The organism is Enterobacter sp. 22499, from assembly GCF_052044815.1.
Classification (GTDB): Bacteria; Pseudomonadota; Gammaproteobacteria; order Enterobacterales; family Enterobacteriaceae; genus Enterobacter; species Enterobacter bugandensis.
Genome location: NZ_JBQENR010000003.1, coordinates 154,659 through 173,964, shown reverse-complemented (window position 1 = coordinate 173,964; position 19,306 = coordinate 154,659). Strand labels below are relative to the sequence as shown.

23 protein-coding genes and 1 tRNA gene are annotated in these 19,306 nt (G+C 53.7%); 2 read left to right on the top strand and 22 right to left on the bottom strand.

The annotated features are described in order from the left end of the window. Window positions 1–17 precede the first annotated feature (17 nt). The 3 genes from ACTJI7_RS12025 to ACTJI7_RS12015 are packed head-to-tail and all read right to left on the bottom strand — an operon-like array spanning window position 18 to window position 3,735. Window positions 18–3,092 (bottom strand): phage tail tape measure protein, encoded by a 3,075-nt coding sequence (locus ACTJI7_RS12025; protein ID WP_440670341.1) that lies wholly within the window; start codon window positions 3,090–3,092, stop codon window positions 18–20. Continuing rightward, window positions 3,092–3,379 (bottom strand): DUF1799 domain-containing protein, encoded by a 288-nt coding sequence (locus tag ACTJI7_RS12020; protein WP_150322056.1) that lies wholly within the window; start codon window positions 3,377–3,379, stop codon window positions 3,092–3,094. Before ACTJI7_RS12020 ends, ACTJI7_RS12025 begins: the two co-directional genes overlap by 1 nt. Before the next feature lie 17 nt (window positions 3,380–3,396). Next, entirely contained in the window at window positions 3,397–3,735 is a 339-nt protein-coding gene (locus ACTJI7_RS12015) for a phage tail assembly chaperone (RefSeq protein ID WP_440670344.1), read from the bottom strand. A 175-nt stretch (window positions 3,736–3,910) separates the two neighbouring features. Here ACTJI7_RS12015 and ACTJI7_RS12010 point away from each other — a divergent pair, with 175 nt between their 5' ends. After that, entirely contained in the window at window positions 3,911–4,297 is a 387-nt protein-coding gene (locus tag ACTJI7_RS12010) for a hypothetical protein (protein WP_028013565.1), read from the top strand. A 24-nt stretch (window positions 4,298–4,321) separates the two neighbouring features. Here the strand turns inward: ACTJI7_RS12010 and ACTJI7_RS12005 are convergent, their stop codons facing one another. From ACTJI7_RS12005 to ACTJI7_RS11915, 19 genes are all read right to left on the bottom strand, one after another. Then, on the bottom strand, window positions 4,322–5,254 hold the full coding sequence (locus ACTJI7_RS12005) for a phage tail tube protein (protein WP_248213478.1): 933 nt from the start codon (window positions 5,252–5,254) through the stop codon (window positions 4,322–4,324). A 46-nt stretch (window positions 5,255–5,300) separates the two neighbouring features. Then, window positions 5,301–5,732, bottom strand: coding sequence for a DUF4128 domain-containing protein (locus tag ACTJI7_RS12000; RefSeq protein ID WP_240473796.1), 432 nt, complete (start codon window positions 5,730–5,732; stop codon window positions 5,301–5,303). A gap of 7 nt (window positions 5,733–5,739) precedes the next feature. Next, entirely contained in the window at window positions 5,740–6,339 is a 600-nt protein-coding gene (locus ACTJI7_RS11995) for a hypothetical protein (RefSeq protein WP_440670347.1), read from the bottom strand. A 2-nt stretch (window positions 6,340–6,341) separates the two neighbouring features. Further along, the gene (locus ACTJI7_RS11990; RefSeq protein WP_028013569.1) at window positions 6,342–6,695 is read right to left on the bottom strand and encodes a hypothetical protein; all 354 of its coding nucleotides are present in this window, start codon (window positions 6,693–6,695) and stop codon (window positions 6,342–6,344) included. 1 nt (window position 6,696) lies between these two features. Then, window positions 6,697–7,179 carry a DnaT-like ssDNA-binding protein gene (locus tag ACTJI7_RS11985; protein WP_028013570.1) on the bottom strand — a complete coding sequence of 161 codons (483 nt, stop codon included), beginning with the start codon at window positions 7,177–7,179 and terminating at the stop codon, window positions 6,697–6,699. Window positions 7,180–7,181: 2 nt separating this feature from the next. Next, a complete protein-coding gene (locus ACTJI7_RS11980; RefSeq protein ID WP_440670349.1) occupies window positions 7,182–7,511 on the bottom strand; it encodes a hypothetical protein in 330 nt (109 codons plus the stop codon). Window positions 7,512–7,550: 39 nt separating this feature from the next. Continuing rightward, a complete protein-coding gene (locus ACTJI7_RS11975) occupies window positions 7,551–8,690 on the bottom strand; it encodes a P22 phage major capsid protein family protein (protein WP_028013572.1) in 1,140 nt (379 codons plus the stop codon). Between the two features lie 17 nt (window positions 8,691–8,707). Further along, window positions 8,708–9,460 (bottom strand): DUF6651 domain-containing protein, encoded by a 753-nt coding sequence (locus ACTJI7_RS11970; protein ID WP_109963101.1) that lies wholly within the window; start codon window positions 9,458–9,460, stop codon window positions 8,708–8,710. Window positions 9,461–9,585: 125 nt separating this feature from the next. Beyond that, complete coding sequence (locus ACTJI7_RS11965; protein WP_440670352.1) at window positions 9,586–10,689, bottom strand: phage minor head protein; 1,104 nt, start codon at window positions 10,687–10,689, stop codon at window positions 9,586–9,588. 1 nt (window position 10,690) lies between these two features. Beyond that, a complete protein-coding gene (locus ACTJI7_RS11960; RefSeq protein ID WP_440670354.1) occupies window positions 10,691–12,091 on the bottom strand; it encodes a DUF4055 domain-containing protein in 1,401 nt (466 codons plus the stop codon). A gap of 4 nt (window positions 12,092–12,095) precedes the next feature. Next, window positions 12,096–13,400 (bottom strand): terminase large subunit domain-containing protein, encoded by a 1,305-nt coding sequence (locus ACTJI7_RS11955; RefSeq protein ID WP_440670356.1) that lies wholly within the window; start codon window positions 13,398–13,400, stop codon window positions 12,096–12,098. Continuing rightward, on the bottom strand, window positions 13,378–14,367 hold the full coding sequence (locus ACTJI7_RS11950; protein WP_440670358.1) for a terminase small subunit: 990 nt from the start codon (window positions 14,365–14,367) through the stop codon (window positions 13,378–13,380). The genes ACTJI7_RS11955 and ACTJI7_RS11950 overlap by 23 nt, the downstream gene beginning before the upstream one ends. 48 nt (window positions 14,368–14,415) lie before the next feature. Continuing rightward, a complete protein-coding gene (locus ACTJI7_RS11945) occupies window positions 14,416–14,865 on the bottom strand; it encodes a hypothetical protein (RefSeq protein WP_440670360.1) in 450 nt (149 codons plus the stop codon). A 498-nt stretch (window positions 14,866–15,363) separates the two neighbouring features. Next, window positions 15,364–16,119, bottom strand: coding sequence for a glycoside hydrolase family protein (locus ACTJI7_RS11940; RefSeq protein WP_028013579.1), 756 nt, complete (start codon window positions 16,117–16,119; stop codon window positions 15,364–15,366). A 467-nt stretch (window positions 16,120–16,586) separates the two neighbouring features. Next, window positions 16,587–17,132 carry a KilA-N domain-containing protein gene (locus ACTJI7_RS11935; RefSeq protein ID WP_440670363.1) on the bottom strand — a complete coding sequence of 182 codons (546 nt, stop codon included), beginning with the start codon at window positions 17,130–17,132 and terminating at the stop codon, window positions 16,587–16,589. 351 nt (window positions 17,133–17,483) lie between these two features. After that, window positions 17,484–17,954 carry a lysis protein gene (locus ACTJI7_RS11930; protein WP_440670365.1) on the bottom strand — a complete coding sequence of 157 codons (471 nt, stop codon included), beginning with the start codon at window positions 17,952–17,954 and terminating at the stop codon, window positions 17,484–17,486. Continuing rightward, a complete protein-coding gene (locus tag ACTJI7_RS11925; RefSeq protein WP_023311422.1) occupies window positions 17,951–18,391 on the bottom strand; it encodes a lysozyme in 441 nt (146 codons plus the stop codon). Before ACTJI7_RS11925 ends, ACTJI7_RS11930 begins: the two co-directional genes overlap by 4 nt. After that, a complete protein-coding gene (locus ACTJI7_RS11920; protein ID WP_122008274.1) occupies window positions 18,378–18,683 on the bottom strand; it encodes a phage holin family protein in 306 nt (101 codons plus the stop codon). The genes ACTJI7_RS11925 and ACTJI7_RS11920 overlap by 14 nt, the downstream gene beginning before the upstream one ends. A gap of 194 nt (window positions 18,684–18,877) precedes the next feature. Continuing rightward, window positions 18,878–18,950, bottom strand: a tRNA-Arg gene (locus tag ACTJI7_RS11915). 78 nt (window positions 18,951–19,028) lie between these two features. On the opposite strand from ACTJI7_RS11915, the gene ACTJI7_RS11910 reads away from it, so the two are divergent. Then, window positions 19,029–19,301: a hypothetical protein gene (locus ACTJI7_RS11910; protein ID WP_063618550.1), complete on the top strand. Its 273-nt coding sequence runs from the start codon at window positions 19,029–19,031 to the stop codon at window positions 19,299–19,301. Window positions 19,302–19,306: the final 5 nt, after the last annotated feature.

Here is a 19,306-nt window from a genome sequence, read left to right as displayed (position 1 = left end):
AGGGGACGACGTAAACACTACCTGCCTTTGGTGAAGTTGTAGATCATGCCGCCTGGCTTAAGATGTTTTTGTACCACCTGTAGGGCGGCATTCTGCATCTCATCGGCGAGTGCGCGCCCCATGGCATCGCCTGGACTGGAAGACTGAACAGTTGCAGAGCCTCCAGCATCGACATTAACGGTGGTATTAATGACCCGAGCAATTTCGCCGCCACCCTGTGCGCGTACACCCAGACGCCCGGCTGAGTCGCGCGTCAACGGCATAATCGCCTCAGCGCCTGCCTCGGCAAACACGCCACCTTTGGCAAATTTCGACGCACCCTGGAATGTGAAGTACTGAGGGGAGTCGTACACGCCGTTCACATATTTACTGAGGCCGGGTGATTCGTACACGCCGCCTTTAGCATTGAACGTTACACCCGCAGCAGCATTGGCATACGCTCCGCCTGGTGTAGTGCCACCACCAGAGCCTCCGCTGATCCATCCCATTGCGGCCTGCACTGCGTAGGCGACCATGAGGCGGTTCGTCACATCCAGGATCATCTTAAGCATCGACTTGCCGAACTCATTAACCGAGGCTTTGCCGGTTGTCATAAGTTCGGTAAGCATGTCGCTCAGGCCTGTCAACGTGGAACTGGCAACATTCTTCACGGCATCGTAGGTATTCGTGGCGGCATCCAGATATTCATTCCATCCAGCAACAGCTCCAGCTTTCCAATCGCCGCGCAGCTTATCCTCTTCAGCGTAATAATTTCTGAGGGCTGTCAGTTCTTTCTCATAGCCAGCATCATCAAGCTTACCACCACCGTTGAGCCAGCCTTGGCGGAGTTGAGCCTCTTCCATCATGCGCTGCGTTTGCCTACTGCTGAGGCCTGCACTGTCGCGCAAGGCATCGGTCTTTTCCGACATCTGCGTGACGTATTTATTGGCCTGCTGCGCTAGGCCGTTAATTTTCTGCTGAGCCTCCACTTCCTTGTTCTTCTGATCAACAACCTTGGCGGCGTTCAGAATGGCCTCGCGGCTCGACAGTAAAGATTTCTCCTGAGCGGTCAGCGCGCGGGTTTTGGCCGCCTCATCCAACTCAGCAAAGTGGGATTGCTGTTTACTGAACTCGGTATTTTTAGCGTGCGTTTCGCCAGTTTGTCGGAGGGTCTCGAGCGTTTCAGTGAGCGTGCGGGCCTGAGCCCGATAGTTTTCCAGCGTGCGATCGCCAGCATCCAGCGTGGCTTTAGCCTCCCTGGTCTTTTTGGCTGAATCCTGAGCAAGCTTCGAGACAGCATCCTTTGTTTCACGACTTACCGACCCGCTACCTTTTACTCCTCCACCAGTGCCATTTCTGGCCTCATCTTCCCATTCCCCCTGGGATTTACTGAGGTTTGCGATGTGCTTGTTGTAGTCGGCAGTAAGCCGAGAATACTCCTTGTTGGCCGCCTCGCGGTTCCTGGCAACATTCTCAGCCAGCCCATCAAACCCCATGGATTTGATAAGCGTTTCTCCGCCCGGGAGTTTGTTCGCTATATCCGTGAAGCCAGTTATCATCCCCCCCATAATTTCGAGGGAGAATTCTTTCATCTTCACAAACAGGGCCTCAAAAGAGGTTCCCAGCAGTTTAAATACTTCAATGACCTGATTGCCCCAGGCTCTCACGGTGACCCCGATTTGCCCGAAGGTATCGGAGGCAAAAGCCTTAAGGCCACTCCACGCCTTGCCGATATTGTCAGTGGCCTCAATGGTCTCCTCTGCACGCTTAGCCATGATATTAGAGTAAAGCTCAATGGCTTCGTTTACTGCTGCCTGCTCGCCCTTCTGCTTACGTAGCTGGATGATGTGCTTCATCATGGCTTCATCGACAAAGCCGTACTGCTCATTCAGGCTGGCCAGTCCTTTCACCGGGTCGCTGACAATTTTGCCAAAGTCGGTCATCGCCGTTTTAGTATCGTTGCCTGCCTTGCCCATCAGGGTAATGGACGTGGCGATCTGCTTCATCTGGCTGGCGGTATATTTGCCAGTATCGTTCAGTGTAACCAGCGTATCGACGGTGGAACTGATCGAAGTATTCGTCTTGCCGGCTACCTCTTCAGCAGCCTGGTTGAGCTGCTGCATTGAGGAGAAGCCAGCCCCACCCATCATGATGACAGAGCGTGCCACCTGGTCGAACTGCTCAGACGAACTATACGCAGCCGCGGCAAGAAGACCGATGGTGCCCACCAGACCAGTTAGGGCAATAGTGGTAGGGTTAATCATCCCGGCCATGCTGCGGATGTATTCACCGACGCCGGACAGCGCGCCCTGAACCGAGCCAAACTGGTCCTTAATTTGTCCGCCCTGCTGGAGCAGGATCAGGAACGGAGACTGCCCGCCAGCCAGCTGCGTGGCGATATCGGTGAACTGTGCCGGTAGTGTGCGCATTGCTGCGCTGTACTGCCCCACAGAGATACCGGCGCGGCGTGCAGCGGCCTCCTGCCGGGATAGCGCCTCAGGCAGCACGTCAGCCACCCCAGAGAGCCGTTCACGCGTCTGGTTGAGGATGGTATTGAAATGCTCGAACTGGGTGCCGTTAATGCGCCCCGCTTCGAAGTGTGCCACCAGCTGCGCATGCTGCTCGTCCAGCGAGTTGAACGCGCGGATTGTCGGGTCGATTGAACCCAGTAGGTTCTTCAGCGCGGCTGATTGCTTCTCTGCCGCCTGAGTGGCCGCGAGTTCTGCCTGGGCACGCGCAGCTGCTTCGCCGGTATCCGTGAGCTTAAGCCGGGTATCGTCTAGGATTTTGTTGTAGTGCTGAAAATCATCGGTATCCAAAAAGCCTTTGGTCTGGAAGTTACGCAGCGCGGCCTGTTGTTCGTCCAGCCGGTTCAGCGCTTTGTTTACCGGATCGATATTCTCAAGCAGGCCTTTCAGCGCAGCCTGCTGCTCCTTGATGCCTTCGCTGCCCTGCTTCGCAGACTCAGCGCCAGCGCGAAAAACGCTGTTCAGATCATCAGCTTTGCCGACGGCACCGGCCGCCGCCTGGCCGAGTTTATCCAGTTCGTTGCTGGCAGTTTTCAGGTCAGAAACATCGGCCCGCAAAGTAATCGAGGCGATCTGGTCTGTCATTATTTCGACTCCTTGTGCATCACTTTGAGAGCCTCACTTTCCATAATCTGAAGATCAGCCATGCAGGCCGCCGCATCCTCAACCCCGTGTAACTTGAACATCCAGGGGAGAACGTTGTAATCAAGGCCGGTCGCACCGCCCGTGCCGACGCGCCACTGGGTCGCCAGCGCAGAGAAGATGGTGAAGGACTCCCATACTGAGGGCAGGATGCCCACCTCTTCTTCCACGTCTTCAGGCGTCAAACCAAAAGCGCTCAGCTCCGCGAGCGTCGGCCCCGGCGTATACAACGCTGCGGCGACCTGCCTTAGTTTTTTTCGCGGATCCCCATCAGCTCTTTGGTGTAGGCCAGGCCGATACTGTCGAACGCGCGCGGATAGTTTCGCAGAAGGACAATAACGTTCTCGCGGGTGAACTCGTCCGGCAGTGCCCAGCCCTCGACAATTTCCATGAGGTAGTCGGCCTGGGGCTCGATGACAGCCTTTTTGCCTTCAGCTGCCTTTTGCAGGTTTTCATCCATAGAGCGCAGCTCTTCCAGCGTCTTATGGCGGAAAGTAAACGTCAGCTTGCCGTCTTCGGCGCCAGCGCGCGGAATGCTCGCGGTCACTGAAAAGGTAGGGTTTGGGATCAGGGAAAATTTGGTCATTTCGGTTCCTTAGAAAAAAAGAAACCCGCCGAAGCGGGTAGTCGAGAAGAAGTGCTGCGGTTGTTATGATGTGCAATAACATTCATATTTTTGCTCAAAAACGTCACAGCAGATTGAAAATATTATTAAAGCAGGCTGCTGCTAAGCCGATATCATTCTTTTAAAGGAGAAAATAATGAACAAAACACCTCAGGAAATTTTTGAAGAGAAAATGGTAGAAATCCGCAAAAAACACCACATTGGATGGAAAAAAGCATTATTAAATTTATTATCTATATTAATAGCATCGGTCATTATTGCTCTTGGTAAAGGATTTTTAATGCCATCTCAAGTGCCTAATGAAGTTAGTAACAAGGATAATTTTATTCAAATAGAAATAATTACTAATGCATGCATTATTTTTTTACTTCTAGCGGCTATTTATGCTTTCTACGGATTTAAAAAACTCAGCCAATTGCACATTGAAAGCACAAAGGCAAAGGACGAAATGCAGATTCAAATGCTGAAAAATTTAAAACAAAAACAACCCGTGAAAACCAAACAACCTCAGAAGACTAAGTAAGCCCGGCGAACCGGGCCAGAGTGGTTAGCTGACCGTGACGACACACGCGCCAGAGGTAATGGTCTTGCCCGCGGCGTCGGTAACTTCGCAGGTGTAAGAGCCAGCATCGCCGGATACCACAGACGGGATGTTGAACGTCGAAGCCGTTTTGCCCGGGATAGCGGTACCGCCTTTCTTCCACACGTACGTGTAAGGCGCGGAACCGCCCTGCATAACTACAGCCAGATCCAGTGCAGCACCTGTGGCAACCGACTTGGTTGACGGCAGGTCGGTCAGGAACGCCAGCGGCGTCACGGATGAATCGGCGATCGGGTAAATCTGCATGTCCGATTCGAAGTTCATACGCGCTTCGTTGCTTTCAACGGCGTTAATTTCGGTACGCGGTACGCGCTGGAACGACACTTTGGCTGAGTAGTAACGATCCGCTTTGCCGCGTGGGTTGTGGAACCACACCGCCGTGGTATCACTGGAATCATCCAGGTCAATCAGGCGCTTGTAGATCGCCAGTTGTGGGTCGTGTGCAAAGGTGTAGACCTGAACCACGGCGTTTTTGAACGTTGGGATGGTTCGTGCTTTGTCGTCCTCGAGGAACTGCACGCTAATGGTCTGCTGGTCACCGCCTTCAGTGGACAGCGTCATGACCTGCGGCATGGTGATCCACGAATCGACTTTACGCAGCGTCCCCGCGCCGGTGCCTGCCGGGAATTTGGTGGCATCGGTGGTATCGAATGCTTCCAGCACAATTTTGGTGCTGGTCACCGACTTAACGCGCAGCACCATGTTATCGAGCTTGAGCCAGCCAGAGCTGACCTGGACAACATCGCCCGCGAGAATCCCGGCAGCCGAGGCAACGGTAAGTTCGCATTCCGTCGCGTTGGAGGCTGCTGTGAAGGTGATCGGAGCCTGATAGGCTTTGGCCACGTTCACACGCGAGCCGTTAGGGATTGCGAATGCCATAGCACTCTCCTGAATTTAGGTAATAAAAAACCCGCCGGGCGGCGGGTCAGTAATCAGCGCGGTACTGCATGCTGACGGGGGTGGTGTAGGTGATGGAGCCGCTGCTGCCGTTTGGTGCAGATGTCGGGCGATCCTGTATCGGCGTGCGCACCTGCGGCGGGCCGTTGATGTAGACGGTCAAATCGCCGTCCACCAGCGACAGCCCTTCAGGGAAGGCATCGGCAACAGACTTTGCCAGCCCTCTCGCCAGTGTCACGCCGCTGCCTGCCGGGGCGATGATGTTGAGCTGGAGAATGCCCTGATACGTGCGCAACTGGCCTTCCAGATCCTGCCCCACGGTTTGCGCAGGCAGAACGTAAACTCGCCCGTAAGGCGCATCATCTGGTGGAGTAAAAGCGATGTTCGGCCAGGCCACCGGCAGCCCGAGCGAGGAGCAGATAACCGCGACGCGTCCTTCCAGCAGGTCAGCGATACGCATTGACTGGTCACCGGCCATTGCGCGCCTCACTCATTGCCTCACGGAACAGCTGCGCCGCGTCGATAGCTGTAATGCCCACCATCCCGCCCGGCGCCTGGGTGGAATGACCGTTTTCCAGCGCCTGGGCATATGGAAGGTTGTTGGTGAAGTAAATCGAGCTGACTTGCCCCACCCGGAAAACCTCGAGCACCGCCATGCCACGGGAGTTTGAACCCTGGCCGGAAGCATCCGGTGTATCGTTGGACTGGGTCGGTTGGCTATCAAACCCCACATACCAGTTATTCTTGAAGCGCCCCCCGACATAGCCATCTGGCTTTTTGATGTCCATCGAGTCGTTTACGCGCAGGCCGCGCTTAAGCCGTCCAGATTTGGTCAGGTTGTCCGGATTATCACGCAGGGTCGCGTTATGCTCCCGCACCGCAGTGTTGTATGCCGTCGCGGTCTGGTTGACCTGCCAGATATCCGGCTGACCGACCGGGGACATCTCCACCAGCTGAGCGAGTATTTTGATACCCGTACGGCGTACCACCTCGTCCAGTTCCTGCTTCGAACCATCAACGAACAACTGAATGGCAGCCAGGAACGGCTGATTAACAGAACCGACCATAGTTACGCCCTCAGCTGGATGTTGTAGGAAATCAGCACATCGGCAGGCTTAACCGGATTCGGCTGCACCACGCGCCACATCTTGCCGTCGATTTCGATGCGGTCATCAATGCGCACTTCCGTTTCGAACGTGGCCGCCAGCTTCTTATCGCCTGTAGCAATCAGAGAGCCGTCGATTTCACGAGTTGAGTATTCAGTGATAACGCCGGTAACGGTCGCGATAACAGGCGCGGTGGTAATCTCTTTCCCGTACTGATCGCGGGTGGTGGTACCGCCTCGGATCAGTTGGTAGGATTTGCCGTTATCCTTCAGGAGCCGCGTTGCCGTAGCGCGCATGCGGCGATAGTCGATTGCCATGCTACCCCCTTTCGACCCGAACCTGGTTGCCGCCCACTACAAGCCCGCGCAGTGCGGAATAGAACCATGGGAATGACGGAGAAGCTTTATTCGTTCCCGGCTCATACTGGACTGTTACCGCACCCTCGACACGCTCCATCGTCACCGCCCCACCACCAGCTACCGACGGGGTGAGGTCAATCTCCTGCGACTCGATAGCCAGGCGGCATTGAGCATCAATCAGGCGCTGTGGAATCGCATCATTCGGCAGATCAACACCATCGAAGCGCACGCCGGAACGCGGCCAGGATAGAGGCTGTGATGCGCTGGAACGCTGACCGCGCCAGGTCTTCCCTTCCAGAAAGTCCATTGCCTGCGTCAGCATCTGGCCGCACTCACCATCATCTGCAGGAATGCTATATCCGCGCCCGGCGGCAAATGCCCGCAGGTCTGACACGCTGGCGTAGCTGTTGAAGCCTGGAGAGTTGGGATCGGCAACCAGCATGGTTATTCCTCCAGACGCCAGTCCAGCGCCAGCCAGTTATCCACTTCATCAGGATGAACATCTGCGCACAGCGGTCCGCCAGGGAATTCTGGGGTGTCACGTACCATGACCACCAGCTCAATACCCTGCTGTTCCTGCTGCTGTTCCTGCTGCTGTTCCTGCTGCTGTTCCTGCTGCTGTTCCTGCTGCTGTTCCTGCTGCTGTTCCTGCTGCTGTTCCTGCTGCTGTTCCTGCTGCTGTTCCTGCTGGGCAGGATTTTTATCAGCGGCCTGCTGAGCTGCAAGCTTTTCCGCTTCACGCTGAGCGCGCTGCTCTTTGGTTAATCCGGCCATTGGGCCTCCTGAAAAACAAAGGGGCCGAAGCCCCCTGGGTTAACCCATGATGATGGCGGAATGACGTGGCGCCACAGCAGCCACACCCCACGCCAGACCCACTTCATAACGCACCTGACGGTACTGGCGGTACAGCGCCACCTGGAAGGTGATGCCAGATACCGGGTCGGTCACATTCATGACGTCATCAGCAGTATCGCCACCTTCAGGCATCGCCGGGGTACGGCTGGCCAGCAGGAATGCCCCGCGGTCAAACGCCATGTTCGGTACGAATTCGCTCAACACGGTGACATCAGCCTGATCTGCCAGATCCTGACGGAGGCCCGGCGCGCTAATAGTGATAGTGGAAGACGTAGCCGCAACGACCAGATACTGATTGTCATCACCGGCAAACTTCACCGCAGTCCCTGCAGCAATACCGCCGGTGCCAGCAGCGATAGCGATGATGATATCGCCCTCTTTCTTCGCGCCATTGACCTTATAGCCAGCAGCAGCGCTTTTCGCGGTACGCTTGATGCTGAAAGATTCGTGGAGGTTGAAGCCCATGATGCGACCGATAACACCTTCACGCAGCAGCTGGTCGGTTCCCGCTTCGTTCGCTTTGAAGAGTACAGCCTGTTTACCACGGATGGATGCCATCGCTTCGCCACCAAGCACCATACGCAAATCAGTAGTCGGCGCACCGTTATCGGTCAGGATTTGACGCGCCAACGCAGCATCAGTCAGATCGTCTTTGATGCTGAACGGGGTATTCTTCGGCGCGCCAACAGCGCGGGAGGAGTTGAGGTAAAGCGCAGCGAGGTCTGCATCCACTTCGTTCGCCAGCGCACGGAAAGCCTGCTTGAACTGGTCAGCCAGGATGGTGTTGTAGGTACCAGCCGGGCCCAGAGCCAATTGCTCTTCACCATTCCATTTCACCGGGGCCATTTTGGATTTGGTGATTTTGACATCCACACCACCGATGGTCTGGTCGCCAGAATTAGGCGCTGAAGGACCAGGAACAATATCTTCAGTGGTGGCTGCAGGTGCGACTGGCGCACGTACGGTCTGGTCTTTTGCAGCAGCATCCGCTTTCGCGTCACGCGCCACTGCAGGAATAAAGCCAGTTTGCTCGCGGGATACTACGTCCAGCGCGGTATAGATGGTCGGGATCAGACCAGTAAGGGTATTGCCTGCCATTTATGGCTCCTTTCGATTTAATCGACGATGCTGACGCCGTCTTTCAGCGCTGCTTGCTTGCCAGCGTTATCCAGGGAATCAAACGCACCGCGTTTCATGGTTTTTTGCCCGGCCTGGTGCTGCGACTGGTGAGAACCGCCGCCGCTGTTACCGGACGCTTTGAGGATGTAATCTTTCTGCGGATGCGACTCGACCAGAGACTCCAGGGCCTCATCAAAGCTGGCTAACTCTCCGGGCTTGGTGCGTGAGAACACCTTATTGCCCTGGCCGTCGTAGGCCACAACCTTCCCTTCTTCGATTTTGAAGTTCTGACCGAAGTAGGAACGCACGAACTCAGTCGGGATCGCCATCTTCTCGGAAATAAACTTAGAGCCACCGAAGCGGCCGCCGATCATCTCGTCGTAGAGTTGAGTTTCCAGCTGCTTGGTCTTGCCGTTCGCCTCGTCCAGCTGCTGTTGGAAAACTTTGGTGATCTCCGCCTTTACCTGGTCAACGGCACCAGCATCGATCAGTTTTTTCTGGTCGATTTTGGTCATCATCTCCAGGGCTTCGAGCGCCTTGGCCGGGTCGGTGATGCCCGAGAATTTCGCAAGATTGGCTTCCGCCGCTTCCTTCGCTTCGCGGTGAGTTTTCGCCTCGCCATTCAGGGAGGTGATTTTGGTCATCGCTGCGACCGCATCGAACGGGATCTCTTTGCCATCATCATGGATGTACACAGGCATGCCGTTTTCAACGACCACATTTCCGTTAGCATCAAGTTTCAGTTTCATTGTTTTTGCTCCAGCCTTCCGGCCATACATAATGGGTCATCCGACCCGGGCACCGCGTCGCATCCGCTCAGCGGCAGGCATAAAAAAAGCTGCCCGGAGGCAGCCTGATGTTGATGGGGTTTGTGTTACTGGAACGCCGACGCATCCACGCGGCGTAGCTCGTCCAGGGTCAGGAACTCCCCGGCATCGTTGAACATCTCCGGCACGGTGATTTTGCCGTCACGCAGCATCTGCGCGCGAGTAACGCCCAGCACCTGCTCCTGCCGCGCGTAAGGCTGCCTCGCAAGCCATTCGGCATAGCTGGTGTGCGCTGGCACCTGCCCGTCCATTGAGGCGCGCGTGGCGTTGCTCAGCTCGCCTGAGGCTATTTGCATTTCCTCCCACGATTTAGTGATCAGGATTTCGCAGGAGCGGCAGCAAAAATGGATTTTGCCGGGTCCGCGCAGATACGGAATTGCATGGCCCAGCGGCTTGCCATCGAGCGAGTAGAGTTTGCGGTCGCGGATTATGCACCACTGGCTGGTGTGGGTGTCCAGAGTCGAAGACCACTGTTTGGCCTTCACGATATCGCTATTGGCTTGTGCAAACTCCTGGCGCGCCGTTGCTGCCATATGGTTCACCGCGGTGCGGGCAACAACAGCAAGGTCACGACGTGAGGCATTGATAACCCCGTCCTGGCGGTTAAGTTGCGGCGTGCCGGCGACGCGCTTCACGATTTGCTCGACGGTTTCACCCTGAAGAAATCCGGTACGCACCGCACTGGTGATTTTATCCAGCCGATCGGATTCAAGCTTTTGGCCCCACTCTTTCAGCAATCTCCCCTGAAAAGGTTGCGCCACCGCAGAGGCGTAGACCTGCTCTGGGGCAATGCTTTGCAGCGGGACGTGTTTCAGCACCTGCCGGGGTATAAGGCTGCTGAACAGGTCCATCTGATACCCGGTCTCATAATCCGTATAACGTGCCAGCTCACGCGCCAGGGAAGAATTAACCGGTTCGTATGCTTGATGGTTCAGTTCACGAACACCAGCCACTAGCGAGGCCAGACGACGCGCACTGTAGGTATCAGCGCGCTTGCCATCCAGCAGCACCAGCAGCCTGGCGGCCAGTTCAGCATCCAACTTGTTCAGCAGCGCGACCATGCGCCGGGCGACGCCGGTCCCGTAACGCGTCACGTACAAGCCGTGCGCGATGGTCTCGTCCAGTAGCCTGTCATTCACGGAACGGGCCATATCACACCCCCGGCGGTGGGTCACTCAGTGACGCAGACTCGGCCAGCAACTCGCTCAGCACCATATCAGGATCCGCATCGGCATCAATCAGGTTGAGTTTTTGCAGGGCTTTAATCGCATCGATACGGCGAAGGTCACCGCCCTGGCGCAGGGACTGAATAGCCAGCGCAGCAGGCGGGTTGAATTCTTTCGACTCAACATCCAGCTCGGTGCGCACATCTACGTTGCCGCCCTCCTTCTCGCCGATGTACTCAGCCATGATCTGCAGGATGTTGTCTATCGCGTCTTCGAGGCTGGTGGCCATAGTGTAGAGCGGCGACTGCTCCTGCATTTTCTCTTCGGAGGTCTGATCCACCGATTTGGTAGAGGTGTTCTCCGTGCGCAGCAGCTTCGCGCCAGCCTGGCGCATCTGCTCCACCAGCTCTGCCAGCGACTCTTTGCCGGCACCAATGGACGAACCGGTATGTTCAACGTATTCCAGACCCTGCGTTTGCCGATCGGTGAACGATGTGGCAGACGAAGACCCAATAACCAGCTCTTCTCCCTGCTCAAGGCCGAACACCGTCAGTATCGGCACCCGGGCGACGTGCAGGATGTTGTCCTGCTCACTTTGGCTTTGCCAGTGCTTGATATTCAGCAGGGCCATGTTGAGAAGCGGCGGTGAGCCACACATAAACCTGGTGCGCTTGGTGTAGAGCGTCACCAGGGTGATGTCTTTCCGGGAGGTCTGCCATTCATCAAAAATCTCCCAGTTCGCCGCGCCCTCGGTACCTCTGGACTTGCGGTAGATTTCCACCTTCCCCGGAGTCAGATAACGTATCTGCTCCACCTTTGTTTGCCCGAAGTCGTCACCGTCCTCGACAACAACCTCTTTGATGCGCAGCGCGGTGAGCACCAGCTTACCGTCCGCCATCTTCGACTTCCATCCGATTACCTGGCGGGGATTAAGCATTGTGACGTACGGGCGCGCGCCGGTAGCTTTCTCATCCGCTTTGGTTTTCACCCTTTCTGGGTCCACCCTGGGATAATCCACCAGCGCATGGGAGAGGCCATACTGCATCGCAAGGCCGAAGAATGACTGAGCCCAGACATCGAGGCGGGTGCCTTCCAGGTCGATGTTCTTCGCAAACTCGCGCAGTTGATCAGGAACGTTCTCGGCCAGCTTAATCGGCTCGGCAAATACGCGCCCTATGTTTTGCTTAATGGTCTCTTCGTAGGCGGGCAAAAGCGTGGCCACGGAGAGGCGTTTTTTATAGTCCTCTTTGTCTTCTTTCGGCCAGCGCGGGAGATATGCCTCGCCCAGTTGTCGCATATAGAGCGTGCCGCCCATCAGGGCATCATTGATATCCCACGCCTCGACCATGTTCCCATAGTCCAGATTGGGTGTTGAGATGTCAGGCATGGAGTTACATCCGTAGTTGAGTGACTTTTCCGGTGGGTTTGATGATCGGGAATTGCTTCACGATGAAATAGCCACCAGCGTCGTTGGGGTGATCGTTGTCGGCTGATTTATCCGGCTCGCCGTTTGCCGCCCATACCTGCTGTTCAAGGCTGTCTGTGTAGACCGGGCAGCGAGCAACGTTAACTTTGTAGCGGCGCTCACCGTTGCCGTTGCAGAACATGGCATTCATGGAGTTAATGCGATCCTTTACCGGCGGGTTGGCGGCGTTCACCACCACACTGAATCCGGCCTGCTTGAGCTGCGCAATATCGGTGGCGCTGGCGTTATTGGACTTGCGTGAATCGCCGGAAGCATCCGGATAGATATAAATCTGCCTGGAGGCAACATAGCGCCCGCCCTCGTAGCGCCAGAACTCTTCCTGGATACGCTTTATCATGGCCGGCGTGTCATAAACTTTTATCAATTCACGTACCGCGCGCGGTTCGCCATTGCGAAGGACATGGACGATGGCCGCCATTTTGCCAACGTTAAAGTCCATGCCGATATAGAGCGGTTCGCCTGCCTGTTCTTCATCAGTACAGTTGTTCAGTCGTCGATCGAACTGGTGATAGATGGTGCCGCTGGTCAGGTTGGTGAAGCGCCCCCTCAGATACGCCTTTATCAACTCCGGCGGGTAGGAATTCATCAGCGAAGGGATGTAATCCGCGGGCAGGTTCTTCGCGTTGTCGAACGTGCTGGCCTGAATCAGTCCGTACAGCGCCGCAAGCTCTGGCTTTTCACGTACTGCCTTCACGAATTGCTGGTAAACGAATTTGAACCCCTCCGGCGTTGTCGTGACGTCAATACCGTTACGCAGCCCATCAACCTTGTAACGCATACGGGCGATGATTTTTCGCCAGGCTTGCTGCGCTTTGGCAGCCGCCATGATATCCAGCTCATCCACCATCGCGTTACCGATTTTGAAGCCAACTATCGAGCCGGGTTTCTCCATCGAGCGGCAAATTGTCGTGCCGCGGAACCGTCGCCCCTCGTAGAAGTGAACCTCTTTATTCCCCTCATTGATTTTGACGCTCAGTCCCCAGTCAAAGGCAACCTCTTCGATCGTCGGGTAGAAAATGTCACGAATCTGCGGGTACGTCGGCGCGAAATAACCCTGGTTGATTTTAGGGTGTTCCCACATCCCTTTGCAGATACCGCCACAACCCACCCACGTTTTACCGGAACCGAACCCGGCAACGTAGGCTTTAAACTTGTGCTCCATCGCGAGGAAGCGCGCCTGAGGAATGTTAAGTGTCGGGCTGATCCCCATCTTCTTCCCTCGCATCCACTACGTTGATATTGATCTGCACTGGTGTTGGTTCGTCATCATCACCATCACCGGCCAGCTCTTTGCGGAGTTTCTCAATCTCCAGCTGCCGGCGGTCGATTTCGATTTGCTGGAGGCGCTGCGCGAATTCGCTATCGGCCAGGCCCAGGCGCTTCATTACGGCTTCGTACATCCGCTCGCGGCTGATTGCCGTTATCTCAACACCATTCTTCCCCAGCTTGACTCCGGAATATGCCAAAGCAGCGTCAGGGGAGAGTTTCCTGGTATCAGCGAAGTAAGGCTGGCCTATTCCGTCACCATTGCAGCGCGGGCAGGCAGGGTTAGGCTCTCGGGTGTGGTCATATCCATAGCCGCCCACGTCGACTGGCTCACGCTTGTCACGTTCTTTAGCTTCCAGCCGCTTCTCTTCAAACTCCACGGCATCGCGCCACTGATATTGATGGCCAAAGCCCCAGCAGTAACGGCACGCACCGCGGCGATATTGTGAAAGCTGATTTGCATCGAAGGTGGCGAGCTGCCACATCTGCGCGAGGACCTCATCGGCACTGCCAAGCGTGCGCGCAATGGAGGCTTTCTGCTGATGCGCAATGGCCTGGGCAACGTTAGGATTCGTTATGAGCTGACGACCATAGTTTGGGTCACTATAACCAGCACGTGCAGCGGCAGCGGTGGCGTTGTTGTACTTCAGGTATTCCGCGACAAATAAGCGCTGATGAGCAGTAAGTCCATCATCATCCACCAGCTCATTTGCGCTTTTATCTTTCTGCGCAGTGCGCATTTTTTTCTGCGCAGGTTTTTGCGCAGTTTGCGCAGAAGGTTTTTTGATATATCGACGTGCGGTAGCGTAGTTCAGTCCCTGCGCTTCACACCATTCTTTTGGTGATACGCCGGTTGCGGCATGTTCGGACAGGAACCGTTGCTGAAGCTCGCCCCAGTCCGGTTTTGCCATTGCTTACTCCAATAAAAAAACCGCCCTCAGGCGGTTATATCTGGTGATTTAAAATCTTGGCGCTATACCATACTTCGGGGTCTTTATGTTCGCAGCCCAGACCTTAATATCGTTCTGAAGTAACAGAGTGAAATCAGACTTGAGGTGGTTAACCATCTCATTGACCCTTTCTGCATCATTTACCGCAAAGTGTTCAATCCTGTTAGCTCCGACCGATACGCAACTGTAAGTTACAGGCACATCCTTCCCGTTCACATTCAGCTGTCCCTTTTTTTCACCACAACCGCCATCGGACATATAGGATACCAGCATATTGGCTGATGTCCGTCCTGGTTGCGAGATGCTTATCATGACGGGCAATCCCTCCGAGGTCTGCGTAATGTCGTAAAGCACAGCATCTTTCTGATACCAGGTGTTGTATTCCCTTTCCTGAAATGCCGAGTATGAAGGTGACGATATCGCCACCAGCAAAGAGATTGCAATAGATTGAGTTTTCATCGGTTGTTATCGCTGTGTTTAGTCGGATTTATTATTCATATTGTGCCAAAAACAACAATAACCTAAGATTAATCCCACTAATTTTAGCAGTAATTAAGTATCACTTTACGCAAAGTGAAGTATTCATATATCTCAAACCAATGAAGCATTATAAATGCCGATAATTTTCCTTAAGTGAAAGCTTATACCATGAAAAAGAAAAAAATTTGCAATGACCTCTCAATACAGTATCAGTACTCAAAAACAACACTCTTGTTTTTAGTGATTTTTTTCGAATGGATAACTGGTCGCTACGTTTCATCCTTTATATCTAATGACAAAGAGTCACTTATTAAACAAATCAGCGGGTACGCCAGGCTCAGCGAGCAGGAAGAAATCCAATTGCGCGAGATAATCAGCTGATTGATTCAACTGCTTAAGTTTATAACCATTATCAAGCCCACCAGCAGGTGAGCTTTGTAATAGCGCCCGAGCGATCAGACGTTTTGGACCTTCACATCAATGACCGCTCGCGGCCTGCTGCAACTGACCTTTTGTATCGTTATTACGACCTTCACCAATCCCGGTGCGGTGGGACTCGTTTGCTGCCGTGTTCCAGTCCTTGCGATTTACCGCGCTGTTGAACTTAGGAAACTCAGAATGTAGGCGAGGGATGCCGAGATTGAACCCCATATCCACAAGGGCAGTTTTTGCAGAATTAGGGAAGCTGTCAAAACCAGCATACAGCCCCTTTAGTCCACTAACCGTTGTCTGCACATCGCTAATGCATTGACCGATGATCGCATCGTTCGATAAGTGCATATTCAGCGGAGCCTTTTTAGAGTCGGTTTTGAAAGCATTGAATGCGGAAGTAATATCTCCTTTGGAAATCGAAACCTCTGACTCGATATCATCACCATGAGCATGAATCGTGTTAGTACGGGTAAATGGCAGAGACGCAGCCATAGCAGCATTAGCCAGAAGATGGCCGATACCAACGGTAATATTCCCGGCGGTATCTTTGTACATGGTGTTTTTAAATCCTTCATGCTTTTTAAGGTTGTTGACGCACATGGACATCATGGTGCCATTGTAGGCACTGGTAGAGGCAATGTTGATAGTGGACTTGTCATCGATACCACTGTGGCCACCTCCGTTACCGCCGCTTGATCCACCATAACTATGATCATTGCCGTCATAACTATGGATTGGGCCATACGGTGTATCATGATCGTTCCAGCCTGCACCCTGGTTTGAATCTTCAATACCACTCATAATTACCTCTCTTTATTTTCGTTTTGATAAAAAAAAACAGGCTAAATAAGCCTGTTTAAGTCGCCTATGCGAATGGCGAATGTTAGTTGATTGCTTACATTCACACTGGCTTACCGCAGCTGACAGGTTGCCTGCCATGCTTTGTTATGCGCCAGGATGTCTTTCTTCGTCTGGCGGTTCTGAACATCGATATAGTGAACAGATAGATAACTTGGCACCTAACACCAATCAACCTGCCTAAGTAAAATCTTAATTCTTTACGCTTATGCTTGTTGATCTCTGGGTCCATGCCAGGATATCCAAGACTCTGATGCGGAGAATGCCAACTCCAGGGAAACATCGATAAAAAGAGCATGTGAAACTGAGACTCCGGTAGCCCTCCTTGTGGGGGCTTTTTTTTCATTATCGAAACCCCTCAGTGAAGAGCTTCTGTAATGCCGCTAATTGCCGACGCAATTCTGCGTTGGCTACCCTGCTTTCGCTTCCATCAGCGTGACTATATCAGGGTCCATCTGGCTGACGATCCGCTCACGAGCGCAATTGAGAAGCTTCTTGCGACCACCGACGCCCCACTTATTCATTGCCCTGGCACATGCGCTTACCTCTTTGGCCTCATTGGCGATCAGCAGGTCAAGTCGGTTGAGTCGGTTCATATTGCTAAGACCGTTGAGCACAGCCTCGCGGAAGGTTTCATAAACGCGGATTTCAAACTCCGGCTTAATCCAGGCGGCATATCGAATAGCGAGTAGCTCTGCAGCCCATACGCCGGGCTCGTCACCACCGCGAATTACTCTAAGTGCCTGGTTATCTTCCAAAGGACATTTTTGTCCTTTGCCTACCAGCGCCTGAACGAAACGCTTTACTGATGCACTACGAATGAACTTGCCAGGCTTTTGTGACTCAGTAGCCTCGCCTTTCAGTACAGCGGCGGCATGAAGGTCATTCAGGCTATATCGCCCCTTCTCGTCCACACGGACAGAGACACCATTCACGATCACAGTTAGATATGTCATAGCGTTTACCTACTCTTTGAGATGAACCTTTGCCGAATTGAAACGCCTGCCCACCGAAAGCTCGCCAGCATTAAACTGACGTCTCCAAAGGCTCATTTCACAGGTTAGGGTTCGGTGTGTTTTATTTGCATCGAACATGCGATAACCAATCAGGATCTGGCATTTATCGCAGGCATATGCTCTACCGATTCGGTCGGCAGTTCTTAGTGCGGGGTGTCACCGCAAAATAAAAAGCCTCACGGATGCGAGGCTTGAGTAAATCATTAAATTTCAATTAGATATAGCCAGCCAATTAATAGCTATGAGTACGTTTGAATAGCCATGGATAGACATGACCACTCGAAAATATTTTTATTTCAAACACTGATCTTTGACGTAGTCCTGCAAATATCCGACCTGCTTCGTCACTGTGACGATTCGCTCTCTAAGGGTGAAATAATCCCGTTCAGCGGAGTCAGTAAGTCGGGGGCCGGAAGCATTGCCCAGGCCGCCGGTGCTGGTCGCTCCGTTCGCGGGACAGTTTGCATTGAGCTGCAGCCGCTTGCGGCCAGCAATGACATCGCTATGCAGACGCTCAATGGTTTCTTTCGCATCAGCCAGTTCTCCGGTGTATTTGGCATCCAGTGCAGCGACATCACGCTGGCGGGTCTGCATGTCTTTTATGGTGGCGTTAGCCAGCCTGAGTTTCTCAGTGGCTTTATCGCGCTGGTCTTTGTAGGTGATGGCGTTGTCGCGGTAGTGGTTCACTAAGAACGCCAGCACACCGATTAACGCCACCACCAGCAACTGCAACCAGTAACGCCTGACCAGCGCGCCAATCATGACAGGAACAGAGCCCGCTCTGCCTCCCGGCGTCTGGTGAGCCCATTCAGAACTTTACCGCCAGCTTTATTCCAGCGCAGGAACTCATCGGCAGCGCCAGCATAATCACCGGCGTTGAGTTTGCGCAGAAGAGTCGATGTTGATAATGACCGGGCTCCGAGGTTATACGTGAACGACACCAGAGCATCGAACTGCCCTTGAGTCAGCCCCACCTTAACCAGGCGAGACACGTCGCTTTCGTAGCTGACCAGTCCAGTTTTCAGCAGGCGTTCTGCTGTTTCCTGCTTAATCGTCATACCGGCGCGGATTGGTTTTCCGTCGACAGGCTGAGTCCAGCCATAGCCGATCGTCCAGACGCCGACGCTGTCCTGGTAGGCGGTGAGTTTGCAGCCTTCGAACTGCTTGATCAGGGCAATGCCTTTATCACTGGTTTGCATTCTTCATCCCCGTCAAGCGTTCCCAGAAATAGGTCAGAGCCACGGAGCCCATTGCTCCGCTAATACCTGACGTAACCAGAATCATGTAAAGGCTCAGCCCGCTTTCAACGCTAATTAGGCCGCCAATAAGACCGGTAAAGCCGGACACTGCAATTTGCGCCAGCGCGTTGATCCAGCTCCAGGTGGCTTTGTTCTGCTTAACGTCAATAAGGTATCGGACAAGCCCGCCCCAGCATGACAGAGCAAGGACAATCAGCCATGACACTCCGGCAATGCTTTCTTTATCTTGCATACGTTTAGCCATATCACCTCCGAAAGAACGGGGTGCTGTTTGTAGTAAGGGATCAGGCCCTCGGGACGATTTAACAAGTAGGCGTGTCGATGATGGTTCCCGGAGCCTGAAAATAAAAAAGCCAGCGACAGGCTGGCAATGTGAGGGTAAGGCAATGTCGGCTCTCTGGCCGTAAATACCCTGGCTGGGTTTAGCTCGCCTGGCTTGATTCGAACCAGCGACCAACCGCTTAGAAGGCGGTTGCTCTTTCCTCTGAGCTACAGGCAAATAAAAAGCCCCGCACGATGGCGAGGCTCTAATACTTTTTTTGATGCTGCCGATAAATACTTAAACTAAGGAGACATCATGAGTTTTGAATTCGGCATTGTCGCACCAGCAGACATACTTGATAAATACCGTTATTTGTTTGAATCAAAGGGTATTTTTTATACTCAATTACTCCCTGAGGATGCACCTACACATGTAATTCTCGAAGACAGCACGGACATATACATGGATGCAAATGCATGGAAGGCAATGATAAGTAGCCTAGTTGGGCACATCCTCAGAGCAGAACAAGATGAGCATATGACTTTCAAAAATCTGTCTGCGAACAAAATTGAAATTTATAAGCTCTGAAATAA

Coding starts and splice junctions, on each gene's coding strand:
- ACTJI7_RS12025 (WP_440670341.1), bottom strand. CDS start 3,092: ATGACAGACCAGATCGCCTCGATTACTTTGCGGGCCGATGTTTCTGAC.
- ACTJI7_RS12015 (WP_440670344.1), bottom strand. CDS start 3,735: ATGACCAAATTTTCCCTGATCCCAAACCCTACCTTTTCAGTGACCGCG.
- ACTJI7_RS12010 (WP_028013565.1), top strand. CDS start 3,911: ATGAACAAAACACCTCAGGAAATTTTTGAAGAGAAAATGGTAGAAATC.
- ACTJI7_RS12005 (WP_248213478.1), bottom strand. CDS start 5,254: ATGGCATTCGCAATCCCTAACGGCTCGCGTGTGAACGTGGCCAAAGCC.
- ACTJI7_RS12000 (WP_240473796.1), bottom strand. CDS start 5,732: ATGCGTATCGCTGACCTGCTGGAAGGACGCGTCGCGGTTATCTGCTCC.
- ACTJI7_RS11995 (WP_440670347.1), bottom strand. CDS start 6,339: ATGGTCGGTTCTGTTAATCAGCCGTTCCTGGCTGCCATTCAGTTGTTC.
- ACTJI7_RS11990 (WP_028013569.1), bottom strand. CDS start 6,695: ATGGCAATCGACTATCGCCGCATGCGCGCTACGGCAACGCGGCTCCTG.
- ACTJI7_RS11985 (WP_028013570.1), bottom strand. CDS start 7,179: ATGCTGGTTGCCGATCCCAACTCTCCAGGCTTCAACAGCTACGCCAGC.
- ACTJI7_RS11980 (WP_440670349.1), bottom strand. CDS start 7,511: ATGGCCGGATTAACCAAAGAGCAGCGCGCTCAGCGTGAAGCGGAAAAG.
- ACTJI7_RS11975 (WP_028013572.1), bottom strand. CDS start 8,690: ATGGCAGGCAATACCCTTACTGGTCTGATCCCGACCATCTATACCGCG.
- ACTJI7_RS11970 (WP_109963101.1), bottom strand. CDS start 9,460: ATGAAACTGAAACTTGATGCTAACGGAAATGTGGTCGTTGAAAACGGC.
- ACTJI7_RS11965 (WP_440670352.1), bottom strand. CDS start 10,689: ATGGCCCGTTCCGTGAATGACAGGCTACTGGACGAGACCATCGCGCAC.
- ACTJI7_RS11960 (WP_440670354.1), bottom strand. CDS start 12,091: ATGCCTGACATCTCAACACCCAATCTGGACTATGGGAACATGGTCGAG.
- ACTJI7_RS11955 (WP_440670356.1), bottom strand. CDS start 13,400: ATGGGGATCAGCCCGACACTTAACATTCCTCAGGCGCGCTTCCTCGCG.
- ACTJI7_RS11950 (WP_440670358.1), bottom strand. CDS start 14,367: ATGGCAAAACCGGACTGGGGCGAGCTTCAGCAACGGTTCCTGTCCGAA.
- ACTJI7_RS11945 (WP_440670360.1), bottom strand. CDS start 14,865: ATGAAAACTCAATCTATTGCAATCTCTTTGCTGGTGGCGATATCGTCA.
- ACTJI7_RS11940 (WP_028013579.1), bottom strand. CDS start 16,119: ATGAGTGGTATTGAAGATTCAAACCAGGGTGCAGGCTGGAACGATCAT.
- ACTJI7_RS11935 (WP_440670363.1), bottom strand. CDS start 17,132: ATGACATATCTAACTGTGATCGTGAATGGTGTCTCTGTCCGTGTGGAC.
- ACTJI7_RS11930 (WP_440670365.1), bottom strand. CDS start 17,954: ATGATTGGCGCGCTGGTCAGGCGTTACTGGTTGCAGTTGCTGGTGGTG.
- ACTJI7_RS11925 (WP_023311422.1), bottom strand. CDS start 18,391: ATGCAAACCAGTGATAAAGGCATTGCCCTGATCAAGCAGTTCGAAGGC.
- ACTJI7_RS11920 (WP_122008274.1), bottom strand. CDS start 18,683: ATGCAAGATAAAGAAAGCATTGCCGGAGTGTCATGGCTGATTGTCCTT.
- ACTJI7_RS11910 (WP_063618550.1), top strand. CDS start 19,029: ATGAGTTTTGAATTCGGCATTGTCGCACCAGCAGACATACTTGATAAA.